Source organism: Pantoea sp. GM01, from assembly GCF_000282675.1.
Taxonomy (GTDB): Bacteria; Pseudomonadota; Gammaproteobacteria; order Enterobacterales; family Enterobacteriaceae; genus Pantoea; species Pantoea nemavictus.
Genome location: NZ_AKIU01000007.1, coordinates 74,635 through 94,436, shown reverse-complemented (window position 1 = coordinate 94,436; position 19,802 = coordinate 74,635). Strand labels below are relative to the sequence as shown.

Sequence of the window (19,802 nt, the reverse complement as noted above, 5' to 3'; positions counted from 1 at the left end):
AAAAATGCCACGCCAGCTCATGCTCCCTCTGCTTACCCTGATTTCACTGCTGTCCGGTTGTGCCAACGATAAGCCCCTACCGCCCACCTCAAAAGTGGTGCAAACGGAGAAGATTATCTCCGCTAACCAATCACAGATAGAGGTTGAGGGCGTGCAGATGCTCGAAACGGACTTTAGTCGCCCATCGGACACCCAGTTGCGCTACGTCACGCAAGGCGATACGTCAAAAGTCGCGGCGCTTAAAACCCTGCAGTTTGTGTCGATGATGTTTGCCGGTGGCGGCAACGTGCCGGGTTTCACCAAGGACGAACTTAAAGGCACTGAAGTTGCCGGCTTTATGAACCCTTCACTGCCCTATTTAATGCCGCGCATCACAGAGATACTCAAAACCGAGCTGGATAAACATCCCAGCAAGAAATATGACAGTGCGGTAACCATAACGCCAATCACCTGGAAACTGGTTTATAAAAATCTGGCGGGTGGCGATGATAATTATCAGCTGCTGTTTAGCACTATTATTCATCGTTCGGGCAAGGGCGTCGCGAATTCCTCTCTCTCGCAGGACGTTAATTGTGGGGATGATGTGAATGTACAGGAGTATACGCTGCAGCAATGGCAGGCCAATAGCTACGCCAAAGTTACCGAAGAAACGCAAAAAATGCTGGAGAGCTGCGTAGTGAAATTCTCCGGTGCCGCGCGGCTATTCCTGTTTGATGCCACCACGCTAACCCAGTAACGCACGTTGGCTGAATGCCTTGCGCCAGCGGGTCGGCGTGGTATTCAGCCGTTGTCTGAAGTGATGTCTCAAGGTCTCCGGTGAGCCAAAACCGGCCAGCTCGGCGACCTGATCGATGCTCAGCTTACCGTTTTCCAGCAAGCCGCAGGCTTTCTCCAGCCGCACGCTCAGCATCCATTCACCGGGCGTGGTGCCGGTCGCATCATGAAAACGGCGCATAAAGGTGCGACGGCTCATGCCGGCTTGCCTGGCAAGCTGGTCAATCACCAGCGGCGTATTGAGATGATTGCGCAGATCGTCGAGCAGCGGAGCGAGACTTTTGGCTCGTCGTTGTGGCACCGGCTGCTGAATCAGCTGCGCCTGATTACCTTCGCGCAGCGGCGGCGTTACCATGCGGCGCGCGGTTCGGTTGGCAACGTCAATACCGTAATCCCGACGGATCAAATGTAGACACAAATCAACGCCCGCCGCGCCACCCGCCGAGGTGATCACGCTGCCTTCATCAACATAAATCATGCCATGCTCAACCTGCACGTCTGGAAAGCGTTGCGCCAGAATGTCGGTGCTGTTCCAGTGTGCAGTCGCGCGTTTGCCGTTGAGTAATCCCGCCGCACCGAGCACAAAACTTCCCGCGCAGATCGAGACAATTCGCGTGCCGTTGCGGTGCGCTTTTTGCAGCGCCGCGATAAGCGCTTCCGAGGCCGGTTCATGTACGCTGCGCCAGCCGGGAATCACGATGGTGCCGGCATCCTCCAGCAGTTCCAGCCCGCCATCAACCACTAAGCGCACGCCACCCTGCGCGGCAAAAATCCCCTCTTCAACCGATGCCACAGACAATTCATACAGCGGTGCGCCGAACACTTCATCTGCGCGACCAAACGCTTCAACAGCAATGCCGAACTCAAACGTACACAGGCATTCATAGGCCAGCAGCACCAGGCGACGATTTTTCGGTGCAGCATGTCTGACATCAAGCGGAGCGGTGATATGCATAACGGGATTACCTGTAATTTGGCACGATCTTGACGATATATGGCATGCGCACAGATTTCCACTGCCGCCGCAATCTTCCATGCTGGCACTCTCTTAACGTTTCGCAGGGATTGACTATGAAGAACATGTTGGCGCTGATGGCGGTTTGTTTGGCCGCGTTGATGTCAGGGCTGGAGATCTCCAGCGTACCGGTGATTTTGCCCGTGCTGGAAAAGCAAATGCACGCCAGTTTCCGCGAGCTGCAGTGGATCATGAACGCCTACACGCTGGCCTGCACCGCGGTGTTAATGGCCACCGGCACGCTGGCGGATACCTATGGACGTAAGCGCATCTTTATTATCAGCATTATCGCCTTCGGGCTGACTTCGGTGATGTGCGGGCTGGCGCAAAGCCCGCTGTGGCTGATTGTCGCGCGCTTACTGCAAGGGCTAAGCGGTGGCGCGATGTTAACCTGCCTGATTGCCATTCTGTCGTTCCAGTTCCCACAGGGAAAAGCGCGCAGCCGTGCTTTCGCCGCGTGGGGAATCACCTTTGGTTTTGGCCTGGGCTTCGGGCCGATCATCGGCGGTATGCTGGTGGCGTGGTTTAGCTGGCAGTGGGTATTTCTGGTGCACGGTTTTATCGCGTTGCTCACGCTGATGCTGGCCATGAAAAACGTGGTGGAATCGCGTGATAGCGAAGCGAAAAAACTCGATCTTAGCGGGCTGATCACCTTATCGCTCACCGTGGTTGGTGCAACCTTTCTCATTACTCAGGGCGGCAGCCTCGGTTGGCGCAGCCTGAGCGCACAGCTTATTTTGCTGATCACCCTGCTCAGCGCGTTGTTATTTGTCTGGATTGAACGACGTCATCCTCATCCGATGTTTGATTTCTCGGTGTTCCGCATTCGCGCCTTTTCCGGTGCGCTGATGGGCTCGATAGGTATGAACTTCAGCTTCTGGCCGCTGATGATCTATCTGCCGGTCTATTATCAGAGCGGCTTAGGCTACAGCAGCATGGCCACCGGCCTGGCGCTGCTGGCCTACACGTTGCCAACCTTATTGATGCCGCCGCTGGGAGAGAAGCTAGTGGTTCGCATTGGTGCGGCACGCATGATCCCGCTGGGTTTATTTACTCTTGGTGCAGGTTTTATGCTGATGAAGTTCGCTGTATCACAGCAAATGAGTTTACTGCCGGGTGCGCTACTTTCAGGCATTGCGCTCGGGCTGACCAATACGCCGGTGACCAACACCACCACCGGTTCAGTGCCGGGCAATCGTGTGGGCATGGCGTCAGGAATCGATATCAGCGCGCGACTGATCACCCTGTCAATCAACATCGCGCTGATGGGCAGCCTGCTGGTGGCAGGCGTAGCGGCGAGTCTGCAACGCATCATGCCCGCCATCAATGATGCCCAGGTTGTGGCCGAGCGCATTGCGGGTGGTGGCGAGGTTGCGCTGACCGGCAATTTTGCTGTGCGGGTGCTGGCAGACGGATTTTCCGGCGTGCTGTTATACGGCGCCGCAGGCGTGTGGGGATTGGCGCTGGCGAGTTATCTATTGTTCAATATCAAGTCTAAGCGTGCGATTGCGCACACGAATGAGATGAACAAGAAACAGTGCGCGCCTTAGTTAAGGATTGATCCACTGAGCGCTGGCAAGGCTCCCCGAGGCGCTATAACGCAACAAAGCTCTTTGATTGTTTTCCCTGGCAAGCCTGCACCAATCCAGCAGGCTAGCCTGAAACAGCAATACACCGAAATTGCCCTTGCCGCCGCCAGCAGCGTTGTGTTCGTCATCAACATCGCTGCCCGGCGTGGGGCCGGCATAGGTTTGCTGCGTCCAGGGAGATAAACGCTGCCATGCCGCCTCAGCCCGTTCACTCTCCGCGCCATGCAGCGTAATCGTCCCCTGCAAGCGCAGCTGGGTTTTGTTGCAATACCCTAAAACCGTTACCTGCGGATTAAGTGCCAGCGCCTGCCATTTGGGGCTGCGCATATCGGTGTGAAACTCCAGCGTACGCGTGAGGCGATCAACCCGGCGTAACACCAGCGTTCTGGCCTGCGGCTGGCCCCGCGCATCGACAGAGGCGAGGGTTAAAAAGTGAAAATCCGCATCGGCCGCATGCGCCCCGCTTGCCAGTTTATTCCAGCAATCCCTATCAAGCTCTTCTGGAGGCAGTGACATCAGCGTTTCCCATTAAATTATCTGTTTCGTACCAGCTTAGTTTCGTCTTCTCTCAGCGTTAACCGTCTATAGCTTTTTACTAAAACAGATGGATTCTTCTCTGCCGCAATAAGGCCCATAATTTTCGGTCTGCGCGTAATCATAGCGTCGATAGAACGCAACCGCCCGTTGATTGACGACGCGTGTCGAAAGGCGGATTTCACTGTATCCCATACTTTTGGCGCGGCTTTCCAGATAGGCCAGCAACGCCGCGCCCACACCGGATACGCTACGGTCGGAGTACATACGTTTAACTTCAGCCACGTTTGTGGATAGCGGCCTCAGCGCTGCGCAACCGACGGCGTTGCCCGCGTCATCTCTGGCCAGCAGCCACAGCGATCGCTCACGGGCTATCTCCTCAGCGTTGAAGTGACTTTTCCCGTTATCACCGGTAATTACCGCAAGTTCTGCAGACAGCTTCTCCACCAGCGCTTGGGATTCAGACGAAAACGGATCGGCTTGTGTGATGGTAACCTTCATGACGACAATATGATTTCCTGATTCAATGATGAAAACATACCCAAGGAAAGTAAATGATGAGGTCCAGCAGATATCATGGTTGAAAACCATCAAGATGTGATGGGCTAATGCACCCGGAAAATTCCCTTATTCAGGCGCTAGCAGATGTTCTTCTACACATATCCCATCATCCGCAGCATTGACTGCGCCTGATTCATCGCCTCTGCGCGGTGCGTCACGCCCAGTTTCTGATACAGATTACGGATATGAGTTTTGATGGTGGTCGCGGCGACGTCCAGCTCGCCGGCAATTTGGTCATTACTGTAGCCCGAGTAGATCAACCCCAAAACCTGCCATTCGCGCTGGGTAAGCGGGCTGGTGCGGATCAGCTCGGGCACGTCAGGATGATTAAGCAGGCGACTGACGAAGCCTTCGTCGAAATGGGCAAACTTATGGCGATGATATTTATTGATCTCGCTAAGGATCCTGCGGGCGCGATGATTATCCAGTTCATCCAACGTATTCAACTGGATAAGCTGACGCAGCTGCTGCGCCATGGTTTCGCCTTCAATCACGAAATGGCTGACGAAGCCGGTGCTACGCGCCAGTTTCAGCGCTTCAATCAGAGCCTGCTGCGCTTCGGCTTTACGATCGGTTTGCCAATAGATCTGATTTAATAACAGCAGATTGCGGTTCATATCGCTCATCAGCTGCAGCGCGCGAGCATTGTCGTTCAGCTCATCCAGCACCACTTCCGCCTGACTCATATTTCCCAGCAATATTTGCGCCCGCGCCACGTTGCGCCACTGACCTTGCAAGAAATGATTATTGGCAAATTCAGGTTTCGCCGTCTGACGCATCCAGCTGCTGGCACTTTGGCTATCGCCGGTCATCTGCCAAAAAATCACTCTGACTTTATCGGCATTAGCGATCCAGTCACTGTGCAAGCTGCCGTTATTCAGCAGGTTCTCAAGGCGACTGAGATGGCTGCGGGCGTTATCAAGATTGCCGCGCGCCAGCGAGCACTGCACCAGCAACCCCAGACACTGAATCTGCTGCTGTGGTTGATACCCTTTCAGTACTTTAATCCCGTCGCGCGCGGCCTGTTCGGCTTCATCCAGCCGGCCCCACGCCCACAACAGCTGCGCACGGATGCGCAGCAGAAATTCATGCATCGGGAACTGCGCCAGATGCTGCTCATTAACCAGCACAAACGCCCGCTCCTGCATTTCATAGGCGGACTGCAAAAAACCCTGCGCAAATAGAATTTCACTTTGCTGAATCAGACTCCACAGCGCGTAGTTCCAGGCCTCTTCGCGACGCGCCATCTGTTCCGTCTGCCGCATCAGCTTGAGCGAACTGCTGAGTTCACCTTTGCAATGCATCACTTCACCTAAGACCGACGTGGCAACAATGCAGCTGTAAGGGCGACTTTTGGGCAGCACATCAAGCGCCAGCAAAGCCAGCCGTTCCGCTTCCTCGGCGTTGCCATCGTTCATCGACACTTGCGCCAGCAGCGCATTGAATTCGCCACGCAGCACCTCATCAATCTCGTTGGGGCATGACTGCTCAAAGCGCGTCAGCAGCGTATTCACTTCGGAAAAGCGATGCTGACTTTGCATCAGCCACGCCTGCAGCAGCAGCAGCTTGGGGTTTTCCCGCAGGATCTCCCACGGCAGGGCTGTTAGCGAATTTTCTAACAGCGTGAGTTCGCTCTGATTAAACAGCGTCCAGGCGTACTGCAGCAGTACATCGCGTAGCATCAGCGCATCGCCGGCGGCCAGCGCATGGTGAATCGCTTCTCCGGGAAAACCCAGCTTCATCCAGCTCTCAGCCGCAGCGCGATGCAGATCCGGCAGCTCAGCGGCGAGTTCCCACTGGCAGCGCTGGCGCAAAAAGTTGCCGAACAGCGGATGATAGCTAAACCATTCGCCGGAGTTATCCATGCGCTGTAAAAACAGCCCCTGACGTTCAATCTCTTCCAGCCGCATCTGGCCCTGCTCTTCGCCGGTCACGCAGGCGATCAGCGTATCGTTCATGGATCGCAGCAGCGCGCTTTTCAGCAAAAACTGGCGCGTAGCGCTATCCACGTTGTTCAGCACTTCTTCAACCAGATAATCTGCCAGATGACTGGCGTTGATGCCGGACAGGCGGCGCGCGGAGTCCTGCGCTGAACTGGCGCCCTGGCGGGTGGAGAGCGCGATCAGCTGCAATGCCGTTGCCCAGCCCGCCACATCGTCACACAAACGGCCGCTCTCTTCCGATTCCAGCGGCGTAGTCAGGCGACAATCGAAAAATTGTTTCGCCTCTTGGTGGGTAAACGCCAGCTGCTGGCTGCCGAGTTCAATCAGCTGTTCACGCACGCGCAGGTTAGCAATGCCGAGTTGTGGCAAGTTACGCGACAGCAAAATCAGCGTGACGTTTTCCGGCTGATTGCGCAAAAAGAAGCGCATGGCGTCATGAATAGCGGGATTGGTGATGTGATGGTAATCATCGATGATTAACCAGATCGGCTGCTGCCACGCCGCCAGCTCACTGAACAGCTGGGCGAACAGCGCATTGAGGTTAATATATTGCCGCTTCTGCGCCAGCGCTTCGCTGCGCGCGCAGCCGCCAAGCGTTGCCTGCTGCAGCGCCGCAATCAGGTAATCAACGAAGCGTTCCGGCTGATTGTCGCCCTCATCCAGTGAATACCAGCCCAGATGCGGTTTTTCCGCCGCCCATTGGGAGATCAGAGTGGTTTTGCCATAACCCGCCGGACTGGTCACCAGCACCAGACGATAATTCCCTGCGGCACTCAGTTTCTGGATCAAACGCTCACGCGTGACCGTGCTTTCGAGGCGGACAGGACGGCTGAGTTTTGCAGGTATTAACATCGGCGAACGCTTCTCCCTTAACGTGGCGCATCATTATTTTACGCTTCGTAATTAATAGTCACATACGTTCAGACATTCGTTTACCTAATGCAAGCGAACCCATTAAGCAAACTTAACAAAAGCGAGGGTTATCACATTCTTGTCGCGCTTTCAGATTTCCCTCAGCCTCTCCACCCCGATCATCCTCCCCCCTGAATTTTGTGCAGGAGGAGGAGCGTCCCATGCCCGTCGCGCAGAATGACCGCTACGCACCTTCGCCCTTACAGGACAACCCGGCTATGAAATTTGATCGCTCTCGTTTTACACAAGCGCTGACCCGACAGTGGCAGCGTTTTGGTCTGCATGACGCTAAAGAGATGACGCCTGATCAGTGGTGGCAAGCGCTGAGTGGCGCGCTGGCCGATATGCTGGCAGAGAGGCCCGCGCCGCCTGCGGCGACCGCACAGCGTCACGTTAACTACATCTCGATGGAGTTTTTGATTGGCAGGCTGACCGGCAACAATCTGCTCAACCTTGGCTGGTATGACGCGGTAAACGAGGCGCTGGCCGTATGGGATATTTCGCTGAGTGAGATTGAAGAGCGTGAGATCGATCCGGCGCTGGGTAATGGCGGGCTGGGTCGCCTCGCGGCCTGCTTCCTCGATTCGATGGCGACAGTGGGACAACCCGCTACCGGTTACGGACTCAACTATCAGTACGGCCTGTTTCGCCAGCATTTTGTCGATGGCGCCCAGCAAGAGCTGCCTGATGACTGGCAGCGCGACTGCTATCCGTGGTTCAGCCACAACGCGGCGCTCACGGTCGCGGTTAACCTGGGCGGCAAAGTCATGACGCAAAACGGTGTGCATCGCTGGCAACCGGCGGTGCAAATACGCGGTGAGGCCTGGGATCTGCCGGTGGTGGGTTACCAAAATGGTGTGACGCAACCGCTGCGCCTGTGGCAAGCGAAACATGCTCAGCCTTTTGATCTACAACGTTTTAATAACGGCGATTTTTTGCGTGCTGAACAGCAAGGTATCGACGCAGAGAAACTCACCAAAGTGCTGTATCCCAACGACAATCATGACAACGGCAAAAAGCTGCGCCTGATGCAGCAATATTTTCAGTGTGCCTGTTCGCTGGCGGACATCCTGCGTCGTCATCATCGCGCCGGGCGCAGCATTGAATCCCTGCCCGATTATGAGGTGATCCAGCTCAACGACACGCATCCAACCCTGGCGATCCCGGAGCTGATGCGTCTGCTGCTGGATGAGCATCAAATCAGCTGGGAAAACGCGTGGCAGATTACGCAGCGCACTTTTGCCTACACCAACCACACCTTGATGCCTGAGGCGCTGGAGTGCTGGGATGTGCGCATGGTGCGCGCCCTGCTGCCGCGCCATCTGATGATCATCAACACCCTGAACGCCCAGTTGAAAAAGCAGGTTGAGGCGCGCTGGCCGGGTGATGACGCCACCTGGGCGAAGCTGGCGCTGGTACACAACAACCAGCTGCGCATGGCTAATCTCTGCGTCACCAGCGGCTTTGCGGTCAACGGTGTGGCGGCGCTGCACTCGCAGCTGGTGGTGAAAGATCTGTTCCCGGAATATCACGCGCTGTGGCCAGCAAAGTTTCATAACGTCACCAACGGCATTACGCCGCGCCGCTGGATAAATCAGTGCAACCCGGCGCTGGCGGCATTGATCACTAAAACGCTCGATCGCCCGTGGCTGACCGATCTTGATCAGCTAAAGGGACTAGAAATTTACGCCGACCACGCGGCATTCCAGGCACAATACCGCGCGATTAAACAGCAAAACAAGCTGTCGCTGACGCGCTGGATCGCCGAACGCACCGGCATTACGGTCAATCCCGAGGCGCTGTTTGATGTACAAATCAAGCGTCTGCATGAGTACAAGCGTCAACATCTGGCGCTGCTGCATACCATTGCGCTGTGGCAAACGCTGGTGAGCGATCCGCAGGCTAATCTGGCGCCGCGCGTGGTGCTGTTTGGTGCGAAAGCCGCGCCGGGTTATGTGCTGGCGAAAAATATTATCTACGCGATAAACAAAGTCGCAGCCACCATCAACAACGATCCGCGCATAGGCGATCGCCTTAAAGTGGTGTTTATTCCGGATTACAACGTGTCGGTTGCCGAGCGACTGATTCCGGCAGCGGACTTATCCGAGCAAATTTCCACGGCGGGTAAAGAGGCATCAGGCACCGGCAACATGAAGCTGGCGCTCAACGGCGCCCTGACCATTGGCACGCTGGATGGCGCAAACGTGGAGATTGCTGAGCAGGTAGGCAGCGAAAATATCTTTATCTTTGGCCATACCGTGGACGAAGTCAGCGCGTTAAAAGCCGCGGGATACTCACCCGATGGGTGGCGCAAAAAAGATGCGCAGCTCGATCGCGTGCTCACAGCGTTAGAGGATGGCACCTTCAGCGACGGTGATGTCAGCGCCTTCGCGCCCCTGCTGCACAGCCTCAGCGCGGCAGGCGGCGATCCTTATCTGGTGCTGGCCGATTTCCGTCACTATCTGAACGCCCAGGCGCAGGCAGAAACCTTATGGGCCGACCAGGATGGCTGGACGCGCGCCGCGATTCTTAATACTGCACGCTGCGGGATGTTCAGCGCCGATCGCGCAATTCGCGACTATCAGCAACGTATCTGGCAGGCCGCGCGATGAGTAGCACCATGACACCAACATTCACTCCCGCACCGGAAATTGCCACCGATTACATCGATGCGCATGGTCGTTTGCAGTCTGTCTCTCCAGTTACCCGCCAGCGTCTGCTGGCGGCGATGCACCCCGCCCGCCCAGCGGTATCGCCGTTGCCGCCGGTGCTGATCGTCCAGGGCGAGCAGGCTGAAATAGTGCTGCCCGCGCCTGGCGTCACCGCCGAATGGCAACTGGTCAGTGAACAGGGCGAGAGCTGGAATGGCAGCTGCACCGCCAGCCAGCCGATCCGTTTGCCATCGCTGCCGTATGGTTATCACCAGCTCAGAGTTAACGCGCATCCGCAGCCGTTGCACTGCCGGATTATTGTCGCGCCTGCTCGTTGTTACGAGCCGCCCGCCATCGTTCAGGGCAATTCGCTGTGGGGCGCCTGCATTCAGCTCTATACCCTGCGCTCAGCGACTAACTGGGGGATCGGCGACTTCAGCGATTTAAAGCAGATGCTGGCAGAGGTCGCGCAACGCGGCGGCGCCTGTATTGGCCTCAACCCGCTGCACGCGCTGTTCCCGGCTACACCGGAAAGCGCCAGCCCCTATAGCCCCTCTTCACGTCGCTGGCTCAATATGCTGTATATCGATGTCGCCGCCGTGCAAGATTTTCAACATAGTGAGGAAGCGCAGCGCTGGTGGCACTCGCCGACTACGCAGCAGGCGTTACAGGCGGCGCGTGACGCTGAGTGGGTTGATTACTCTGCCGTTACCGCGCTGAAGCTGGCGGCACTGCGCCTCGCATGGCAGCACTTCAGAAAGCGCGCGGCGGACGACCAACAGGTGGTCGCTTTTGACACCTTTATGGCGCAAGGCGGGGAAAGTTTGCTGCATCAGGGTGTTTTCGACGCGCTGCACGCCGCGCAGATCGCCGAGGATGCGCAGCGCTACGACTGGACGACATGGCCTGCGGAATTACAGTCGCCAGACAGCGCGGCGGTGCGGGCATTCCGTATCGAGCACACCTATGAAGTGCGTTTCTATCTGTGGTTACAGTGGCTGGCCGCCGAACAGTTCGCCGCGTGCTGGGCGGTTTGCCAGCACTATGCGATGCCGATTGGCTTATATCGCGATCTGGCGGTTGGCGTGGCGCAGGGCGGCGCGGAAACCTGGAGCGATCGCCAGCTGTACTGCTTGCAAGCCAGCGTGGGCGCACCGCCGGATATTCTCGGGCCGCTGGGCCAGAACTGGGGATTGCCGCCAATGGATCCGCAGGTGATGCAGGCGCGCGCCTTTGAGCCGTGGATAGCGCTGCTGCGTGCCAACATGCACGACTGTGGCGCGTTGCGTATCGATCACGTGATGGCGCTGCTGCGCCTGTGGTGGATTCCGCAGGGCGAAAGTGCCGCCGAAGGCGCCTACGTGCATTATCCCATCGACGATCTGCTCGCCATTCTGGCGCTGGAGAGCCAGCGTCACCAGTGCATGGTGATTGGTGAAGACTTGGGAACGGTGCCACAGGCGATCGTCGGCAAACTGCAGCAGGCGGGCGTCTATTCCTACAAAGTGCTCTACTTTGAACAGACGTCTAAAACGGCATTTCGCCCGCCATCGCACTGGCCACGTCAGGCCATGGCGGTGGCCACCACGCACGATATGCCGACGCTGCGCGGCTGGTGGCAAAGTGACGATCTACGTCTGGGCAGCGAGCTTGGGCTGTATCCCGATAAACAGATTCTGGCCGGCCTCAACAAGGCGCGTCTAGCCGCACGTCGCGCGCTGTTCAGCATCCTGCAACGCAGCGGATGTCTGGCAGCACAGCGCGAGCCACAGGTGATGAATCGGGCGTTAAGCGAAGCGATGCAGCGCTATCTGGCTGACAGCCACAGCGCGCTGTTGGGCCTGCAGCCCGAGGATTGGCTGGATATGGCCGCCCCGGTGAATATTCCCGGCACCACCACGCACTACCCCAACTGGCGGCGCAAGCTCAGCGCCTCGCTGGAGGAGATGTTTGCTGACCCGCAGATTAACGCGTTGCTGGCAGATATCGATCGTCGGCGAAAGCGGGTTTGATTTTTGTATTGATTCGAGCCTCGGTCCGTGCTGGCTGACCGTGCTGGCTGTCCCCCTCCTCGGTCCTCCCCCATAAATGGAGGAGGAAGATGCTGCTATATGTGAGTTCTGAAGCTGCATGTGGCAGCGTCTCCTTCCCCCGCAAGCGGGGGAAGGCCGGGATGGGGGACAGCCAGCACCAGGCAAAAAAAGGTGCGCCGCAGCGCACCAGATGGAACAAATCAGCATTGTCGGGGTGCTTTACCCCTTGCCTTTAACACTGCTGACAAAAACTTTCCTCGCGGAGGTGGAGCCTAAACGCTCGGCCTCATCCAGCAGTTTCAACGCCTTATCAATGTTGCCCTGATCGACGGCCTGGCGGATGTTCTGATTAAAATAGCCTTCGGTATCGGTCATGATCGGCTCACGTTTGGCTTCAGGTGCAGCGGCTGCATGGTACACCGCAGGCGCCACCGGCTGGGTATTGCCGACCGTCACCGGCGCGGGGCCCGATGAACCAAACAGCGGCCCGACTAAAATCGACGAGCCTGCGCTGGTTTTCACTTTGAGCTTAAGCGTGCCTGCGCGGCTGTGACGGGCAATGGGATCGGGAATATCCGGCACCGCATGGCCGGTGCCTTTGGCGTACGCCTTCGCCGGATCCATCAAGGTGGTGGTTTCAATCAGGTCTTTCTCGGTGGTGAATACCAGCAGATAGATCTTTTGCTGTCCAAGTGCAGGCGTCAGCTTCATTACGCCTTCAAGACGATCGGCTGCCATCACGCCCGGTTGTTGATAGGTAAAAAAGCGCGCCGGAAACCAGGCCGCCGGGCGCATGTTCTCATCCAGTACCAGCACATTCGGCGCAAACACCTGATTCTGATGCACTTCGCTGCTCAGCGTAATGGTGAGTTCACCGATGTTTGCCGGCAGGCTGTAGGCCGCGACCGAACCCGTTACGCCCGCAGCGTTGAGGTTGGCGCCATTTTCCGCCAGCGTGCTGACCTGGGTGCGCGACGTATCGACCGGCAACCAGCTTAGCGTCTGCAGGCTGGCGGGCGGAATGGTGGGTGCAGCGGAGAGATCCTGTGGCACCAGATTCACCTCGGCGAAGGCCGGTAAACTCTGGCCAGCCAGCAGCGCCGCACTCAGGCACAGCGCAAAAACCGTTTTTTTCATTTTCATTGTGCTACCTCAAAAAGCTGTCAGGCAGCGGCGCGAACCAGGCAATGGCGCGCCGCGCCGAAAAGAGATGGTCTCAGTCAGGTCATCAGCGGGAGCTTTACCACCAAATCTCCATCTGCGCCCCGAACGTCCACTCATCGTTGTTGCCACGGCTGTTGGTTAAGATGCCGTTGCCGCTGTTGTCGTTAGACGCAAATGAGGTCAAATCACCGGCGCTGTCTTTGCTATAGCCCCACTTCTCATCCCACTTGGCGTAGGTGGCGAACAAACGCAGTGCCGGGCGCGACCAGATGCTGTCGCCGGCCTGCCACTGTTGCGCCAGCGTCACTTTGTATTGGCCGTTGCGCTCGCTAACCTGCTGTGACTTCACGTTGTCGTAGCCCACTTCCAGCAAGGTGCTCATGATCGGTGTCCATTTGTACATTGGGCGCACGCCCACGGTGTACCACTCGGTCCCGCGGTTGTTGTCGAGATCGGTATTCTGGTACATGGCGACATACATCAGATCCCAGCGATCGGCGAGATTGATCGCACCGTGATCGAGCACGCGGTACATGCTGCCGCTGTTATTGATATTGGTGCCCTGCGGCAACCCTTTGCCTTGCGAGGTCAACGCATCGGTGGCGTATTGCAGCACGAATTTGTTGTAGCCCTTCATCATGCTTTGGGTATGTTCTGCGGTGAACATCCAGCCATCTTTGGAGGCATTGTCCTCAAGGCGATAGCCGTCACGCGCATTGGCACGGCCATAATCTACGCCCAGTTCCAGCACGCCGTTCGGGTTGGTTTCAAGCCCGGCCAGGCGCACGTCAAACACGTCGTTCGCCGTGCTGGTGGCGTAGTCGCGGATCTGATCGCTGGAGAAAGTGTAAGAACCACCCGCTTCAGAGGAGCGCGTGGCGGCGAATGAGAGCTTACCGAAGCCGAGATCAACATCTTCAAGACCGGCACCTGGACCGGAGATATCCCAGTAGTAGAAGTCGATCATGTGGACGTCATGACGCTGATAGAAACGCTTACCGGCCCAGATGGTGGAGCCAGGCAGGGCTTCAATCAGGTTTTTACCTTTCACGTTGGCTTCACGAAATGCCGGAGAAGTCGCTTCCCAGTCATTTTGTTGAGAAACCGAATAGGCGACGTTGGTATCGAAATAGAAGCTTTTATCGCCCTCTTTCCACACTTCCTGGCCCAGTTTCAGTTCAGCGTAGGTTTCACACTCGTTGCCCAGACGGTATTTACTTTGAGCACCGGTAGCTTGAAAACATTGCTGTTCCCCGCCGCTGCCGGTCCAGCCGATGCCGGAACGGGCATAGCCGGTAAAATCGACTGCCATCGACGGGGCAGAGAGCGTACCCGCCGCGATAGCAACCGCGAGAGGGAGTTTGCGCAGAGTTAACATTTTCTATCTCCTGAGGTCATTGCTTTTATTGTTTTGCAGGGCTAAACACCGGGCTCCTGATGCAACCTGCGACAGGCGCTGCCATCTTCACGGAAAAGATGGCAACGCTCTGGCGGCAGGCCGATACCCATCAGGGCGCCCTCTTCTACCAGCACGACGTCCTCCTGGCGGTACACCAGGCTTTGACGAATAGCGGGAATCTGAATGTGAATTTGCGTTTCGTGACCCAACTGCTCGACCACCGTCACCTCACCTTCAAGGGTGACATCGGCAATATCGCTGGAGAGCAGATGCTCGGGCCGGATACCTAACGACATGTTGCTGCCCACCTGCACGCCAGCGCTGTCGACCGGCAGCCATACCAGCTGGGTGTTAGGTAAGCGCACCTGAACCTGATCGATGGCGGTGGCGGTGACTTTTACGGGTAAGAAATTCATGCGTGGCGAGCCGATAAAACCGGCGACGAAACGATTGGCGGGATAGTGATAAAGCTCGAGCGGCTTGCCGACCTGCGCAACGTGTCCGCCATCCAGCACCACGATCTTATCGGCCAGCGTCATCGCTTCGGTCTGATCGTGGGTGACGTAAATCATGGTGCGCTTCAGGCGCTTATGCAGGCGCGAGATCTCAATCCGCATCTGCACACGCAGTGCCGCATCGAGGTTGGAGAGCGGCTCATCCAATAAAAACACGCGCGGTTCCGCCACCAGCGTACGGCCAATCGCCACCCGCTGGCGCTGCCCCCCGGAAAGCGCTTTAGGACGTCGCTCGAGCAGATGCGCCAGCTGTAGCACTTCCGCCACCTGGTTGACCCGCTGCTGGATCTCCGCTTTACGCGTACCGGCCAGCTTCAGGCCAAATGACATGTTCTCTGCCACCGAAAGATGGGGATACAGCGCGTAGGACTGAAACACCATGCCGATACCGCGCTCAGCCGGCGGCACCTCATTCATGCGTTGGTCACCGATAAACAGATCGCCGCTGGTGATGGTTTCCAGACCGGCAATCATGCGCAGCAGCGTCGATTTTCCGCAGCCCGACGGCCCGACAAACACCACAAACTCGCCTTCCGCGATCTCCAGGCTGATGTTTTTCGACACCTCGGTTTCGCCCCAGACCTTAGAGACACTGCGCAACGTAACGCTCGACATGATGTTTTCCTCTCAGCTCACTCATCCTTGTCCGCAAGTCGGCGGACAGACCCCGGCGACAACTATGGGCAAGGTTATTGGGGCCGACATCCTCCACCGCAGCGCATCTGTGTGGGGGAGGAGACGGGAGGAGGAGAACGCCAGGGCAAGCACGGCGCAACGCCGCCGCCGCGGGTTTTTGTGATCGATAACGCAGAGATGAGCGGCGATTCTGTGCGCCAGTCCGTGATAACCCGTTTATTTTGCAACGCAGATCACACCAGATGCACCGCAGGCGTAGAGCCGGGGAGGATGAGAAGCCGCAGCAGAGGCTCACAATGTGGCGGGTAAAACGATTTCCGTTTCCGCTAACAGGATGGAGTTATGACAATGAAAACCGGTGCACGCACGCTTGCCCTTTCCGCCCTGACGGCCGTGCTGTTTTCAGCTTCCGCCGTTGCCAAAATTGAAGAAGGAAAGCTGGTCATCTGGATCAACGGCGATAAGGGCTATAACGGCCTGGCTGAAGTGGGTAAAAAGTTTGAGCAGGAGACCGGCATTAAGGTGACGGTGGAGCATCCGGACAAAATGGAAGAGAAGTATCCACAGGTTGCCGCCACCGGCGACGGACCGGACATCATCTTCTGGGCGCACGACCGTTTTGGCGGTTACGCGCAGTCCGGCCTGTTGGCGGAGATCTCACCGGATGCCAATTTCCAGCAGAAGATTTTCCCCTTCACCTGGGACGCGGTGCGCTTCAACGGCAAGCTGATCGGTTATCCGATTTCAGTTGAGTCTTTATCGCTGATTTACAACAAAGATCTGCTGCCTGAGCCGCCAAAAAACTGGGAAGAGATCGCCGCGCTGGATAAGAAAATGCGCGCGCAAGGCAAGAGCGCCATGATGTTCAACCTGCAGGAGCCCTACTTCACCTGGCCGCTGCTGGCAGCGGGTGGCGCTTATGCGTTCAAACTTAACGATGGCCGCTACGATGTGAAAGACACCGGCGTCGATAATGCCGGTGCTAAAGCGGGCATGAGCTTCCTCGTCGATCAGGTGAAAGCCAAAACGCTGAATGCCGACACCGATTACTCCATCGCCGAAGCCGCCTTTAACAAGGGGCAAACCGCCATGACCATTAACGGTCCGTGGGCGTGGAGCAACATCGATAAGAGCAAAATAAATTACGGTGTCACGTTGTTGCCGACGCTCAACGGCAAACCGTCCAAAACCTTTGTCGGCGTGCTAAGCGCCGGGATCAATGCTGCTAGCCCGAATAAAGAGCTGGCGAAAGAGTTCCTGGAAAACTACCTGCTAACCGATAGCGGTCTTGATGCCGTCAACAGAGACAAGCCGCTGGGCGCAGTGGCGCTGAAGTCTTTCCAGCAGACGCTGGAGAAGGATGAACGCATCGCCGCCACCATGAATAACGCGCGTAACGGCGACATCATGCCAAATATTCCGCAGATGGCCGCCTTCTGGTACGCCATGCGCACCGCCACGCTGAATGCGCTGAGCGGGCGTCAAAGCGTGGACGCGGCACTGAAAGATGCGCAGGCGCGTCTCAACAAGTAATCCTCTCTTCCAGAGCCGGATCGCTCCGGCTCGTTACTGGCTGTTAAGGAAAACCGCATCATGTCAGGAAAACCGAAAACAGCACGCTACAGCGCCGTGCTGAAAGCTCTTTTTCTCGGTATCTGCTGTCTGCTGGTCGGCTATCTGCTCGTGCTGATGTATGCAAAAGGTGAATATCTGTTTGCGCTGGTGACGCTGATTATTAGCGCCGTCGGCATCTGGATTTATGCTAATCGTCGCGCTTACGCCTGGCGCTATGTCTATCCCGGGCTGGCGGGCATGGCGCTGTTCGTGCTGTTTCCCCTCGCTTGTACCGTCGCGATTGCCTTCACTAACTACAGCAGCACCAACCAGCTGACGCTGGAGCGGGCGCAGCAGGTGTTGCTCAGTCGACAATATCAGGATGGCTCGGCGCTCAATTTCTCACTGTTTCCGGCAGGCGATCGTTGGCAGCTGGTACTGACAGAAGCCGCCAACGGGCAAACTTTCGTCTCACCTGCGTTTGCCTTTGGCGGCGCGCAACAGCTGAAACTCACCAGCGCCCCGCCGCCTGCCGGTGAACGTGCCACGCTGCGCATCGTCACCACTAATCGCCAGGCGCTGAACCAGATTCAGGCAGAACTGCCGGATGGTCGACGCGTGGTAATGAGCTCGCTGCGCCAGTTCTCTGGTACGCGTCCGCTGTTTGAGCTGCAAGCCAACGGCGATCTGAAAAATCAGCAAAGTGGCGCGCTGTATCAGGCTAATCGTGACACCGGCTTCTATCAGAACGCCAGCGGTGAAGCGCTCAGCCCGGGCTTCACGGTGAATAGCGGCTGGAAAAACTTCATCCGCGTGTTTACCGATGAAGGGATTCAGAAGCCGTTTCTGGCCATCTTTGGCTGGACGCTGCTGTTTTCGTTTGTGACGGTGATTCTCACCGTGGCGGTCGGCATGGTGCTGGCATGTCTGGTGCAGTGGGAAGCGCTGAAAGGCAAAGCGGTGTATCGCGTGATGCTGATTTTGCCTTACGCCGTGCCCGCGTTTATCTCGATACTGATTTTCAAAGGCTTGTTCAACCAGAGCTTCGGTGAAATCAACGTGATGCTGAGAGCGCTGTTCGGCTTCCAGCCCGCATGGTTTAGCGATCCGACGCTGGCGCGCACCATGCTGGTGATCGTCAATACCTGGCTCGGTTATCCCTACATGATGATTCTCTGCATGGGCTTGCTGAAAGCCATTCCGGACGATCTCTATGAGGCGTCGGCGATGGACGGTGCCGGGCCGCTGCAGAACTTCTTCCTGATTACCCTGCCGTTGCTGTTAAAGCCGCTGATGCCGCTGATGATCGCCAGTTTTGCCTTTAACTTTAATAACTTTGTACTGGTGCAGCTGCTGACCAACGGCGGACCGGATCGTATCGGCACCACTACGCCAGCCGGCTACACCGATTTACTGGTGAATTACACCTGGCGTATTGCGTTTGAAGGCGGCGGCGGGCAGGACTTTGGCCTGGCGGCAGCCATCGCCACGCTGATCTTCCTGCTGGTGGGTGCGCTGGCGGTGATCAATCTGAAAGCCGTGCGGATGAAATTCGATTAAGGAGGCGTTATGGCTATGGTGCAACCCAAGTCGCAAAAGCTGCGTCTGTTGATGACGCATCTGCTGCTGCTGATGTTTATTGCGGGAATTCTGTTTCCGCTGCTGATGGTATTCGCCATCTCACTGCGCGCCGGTAACTTCGCTACCGGTTCGCTGATACCGGAACAGATTTCCTGGGAACACTGGCAGCTAGCGCTAGGCTTCAGCGTAGAGCACGCCGACGGACGCGTCACGCCGCCACCGTTCCCGGTGCTGCTGTGGCTGTGGAACTCGGTGAAGATCGCCGCCATCAGCGCCGTCGGCATTGTGGCGCTCTCTACCACCTGCGCGTATGCCTTTGCGCGCATGCGCTTTGCCGGTCGCGCGACCTTGTTAAAAGGCATGCTGATTTTCCAGATGTTCCCTGCCGTGCTGTCGCTGGTGGCGCTGTATGCGCTGTTTGATCGCCTTGGGCAATATCTGCCGTTTATCGGCCTCAACACCCATGGCGGTGTGATCTTTGCCTACCTTGGCGGCATTGCCCTGCACGTCTGGACCATTAAAGGCTATTTCGAAACCATCGATGGTTCGCTGGAAGAAGCCGCCGCGCTGGATGGCGCCACGCCGTGGCAGGCGTTCCGCTTAGTGCTGCTGCCGCTGTCGGTGCCGATTCTGGCGGTGGTGTTTATTCTGGCGTTTATTGCCGCGGTGACCGAAGTGCCGGTTGCGTCGCTGCTGTTGCGCGATGTGAACAGCTACACGCTGGCGGTTGGCATGCAGCAATATCTGAACCCGCAGAACTATTTGTGGGGCGATTTTGCCGCAGCGGCGGTGTTGTCTGCGATTCCGATTACGCTGGTGTTCTTACTGGCACAACGCTGGCTAGTCAGCGGCCTGACGGCCGGTGGCGTGAAAGGCTAACCTAATTATTGCCCTCCTTCCTCAATGTTCACTGCAATTGAGGTTTTTGGCGGCCTGAGGGC

Annotated in this window: 14 protein-coding genes; 7 read left to right on the top strand and 7 right to left on the bottom strand. The window is 57.1% G+C overall.

Annotated features, from left to right (window positions below; all coding sequences use genetic code 11):
* The first annotated feature begins 4 nt into the window (after positions 1-4).
* Positions 5-736 carry a hypothetical protein gene (locus PMI17_RS03100; protein WP_007885994.1) on the top strand — a complete coding sequence of 244 codons (732 nt, stop codon included), beginning with the start codon at positions 5-7 and terminating at the stop codon, positions 734-736.
* Here the strand turns inward: PMI17_RS03100 and ftrA are convergent.
* Complete coding sequence (gene ftrA, locus PMI17_RS03095) at positions 725-1,729, bottom strand: transcriptional regulator FtrA (protein WP_007885986.1); 1,005 nt, start codon at positions 1,727-1,729, stop codon at positions 725-727. The genes PMI17_RS03100 and ftrA overlap by 12 nt on opposite strands.
* Before the next feature lie 116 nt (positions 1,730-1,845).
* Between ftrA and PMI17_RS03090 the strand changes: the two genes are divergently transcribed.
* Positions 1,846-3,339 carry an MFS transporter gene (locus tag PMI17_RS03090; protein ID WP_007885972.1) on the top strand — a complete coding sequence of 498 codons (1,494 nt, stop codon included), beginning with the start codon at positions 1,846-1,848 and terminating at the stop codon, positions 3,337-3,339.
* Here the strand turns inward: PMI17_RS03090 and PMI17_RS03085 are convergent, their stop codons facing one another.
* From PMI17_RS03085 to malT, 3 genes are all read right to left on the bottom strand, one after another.
* Complete coding sequence (locus tag PMI17_RS03085) at positions 3,340-3,894, bottom strand: pyridoxamine 5'-phosphate oxidase family protein (protein WP_007885970.1); 555 nt, start codon at positions 3,892-3,894, stop codon at positions 3,340-3,342. It lies immediately after the preceding gene.
* Positions 3,895-3,960: 66 nt separating this feature from the next.
* The gene (locus PMI17_RS03080) at positions 3,961-4,413 is read right to left on the bottom strand and encodes a GNAT family N-acetyltransferase (RefSeq protein WP_007885968.1); all 453 of its coding nucleotides are present in this window, start codon (positions 4,411-4,413) and stop codon (positions 3,961-3,963) included.
* A gap of 152 nt (positions 4,414-4,565) precedes the next feature.
* Entirely contained in the window at positions 4,566-7,268 is a 2,703-nt protein-coding gene (malT, locus tag PMI17_RS03075) for an HTH-type transcriptional regulator MalT (protein WP_007885967.1), read from the bottom strand.
* Positions 7,269-7,546: 278 nt separating this feature from the next.
* Here malT and malP point away from each other — a divergent pair, with 278 nt between their 5' ends.
* Entirely contained in the window at positions 7,547-9,940 is a 2,394-nt protein-coding gene (malP, locus tag PMI17_RS03070) for a maltodextrin phosphorylase (RefSeq protein WP_036620104.1), read from the top strand.
* 8 nt (positions 9,941-9,948) lie between these two features.
* On the top strand, positions 9,949-11,991 hold the full coding sequence (malQ, locus tag PMI17_RS03065; RefSeq protein ID WP_036620100.1) for a 4-alpha-glucanotransferase: 2,043 nt from the start codon (positions 9,949-9,951) through the stop codon (positions 11,989-11,991).
* A gap of 240 nt (positions 11,992-12,231) precedes the next feature.
* Here malQ and malM read toward each other — a convergent pair whose 3' ends face one another.
* From malM to malK, 3 genes are all read right to left on the bottom strand, one after another.
* The gene (gene malM / locus PMI17_RS03060; protein ID WP_007885962.1) at positions 12,232-13,155 is read right to left on the bottom strand and encodes a maltose operon protein MalM; all 924 of its coding nucleotides are present in this window, start codon (positions 13,153-13,155) and stop codon (positions 12,232-12,234) included.
* Between the two features lie 97 nt (positions 13,156-13,252).
* A complete protein-coding gene (locus PMI17_RS03055) occupies positions 13,253-14,554 on the bottom strand; it encodes a maltoporin (RefSeq protein WP_007885960.1) in 1,302 nt (433 codons plus the stop codon).
* Positions 14,555-14,595: 41 nt separating this feature from the next.
* Positions 14,596-15,705 (bottom strand): maltose/maltodextrin ABC transporter ATP-binding protein MalK, encoded by a 1,110-nt coding sequence (malK, locus tag PMI17_RS03050; protein WP_007885958.1) that lies wholly within the window; start codon positions 15,703-15,705, stop codon positions 14,596-14,598.
* A 363-nt stretch (positions 15,706-16,068) separates the two neighbouring features.
* Between malK and malE the strand changes: the two genes are divergently transcribed.
* The 3 genes from malE to malG are packed head-to-tail and all read left to right on the top strand — an operon-like array spanning position 16,069 to position 19,740.
* On the top strand, positions 16,069-17,259 hold the full coding sequence (gene malE, locus PMI17_RS03045) for a maltose/maltodextrin ABC transporter substrate-binding protein MalE (RefSeq protein WP_036620066.1): 1,191 nt from the start codon (positions 16,069-16,071) through the stop codon (positions 17,257-17,259).
* Positions 17,260-17,319: 60 nt separating this feature from the next.
* The gene (gene malF, locus PMI17_RS03040) at positions 17,320-18,840 is read left to right on the top strand and encodes a maltose ABC transporter permease MalF (RefSeq protein ID WP_007885947.1); all 1,521 of its coding nucleotides are present in this window, start codon (positions 17,320-17,322) and stop codon (positions 18,838-18,840) included.
* A gap of 9 nt (positions 18,841-18,849) precedes the next feature.
* Entirely contained in the window at positions 18,850-19,740 is an 891-nt protein-coding gene (gene malG, locus PMI17_RS03035) for a maltose ABC transporter permease MalG (RefSeq protein ID WP_007885946.1), read from the top strand.
* Positions 19,741-19,802: the final 62 nt, after the last annotated feature.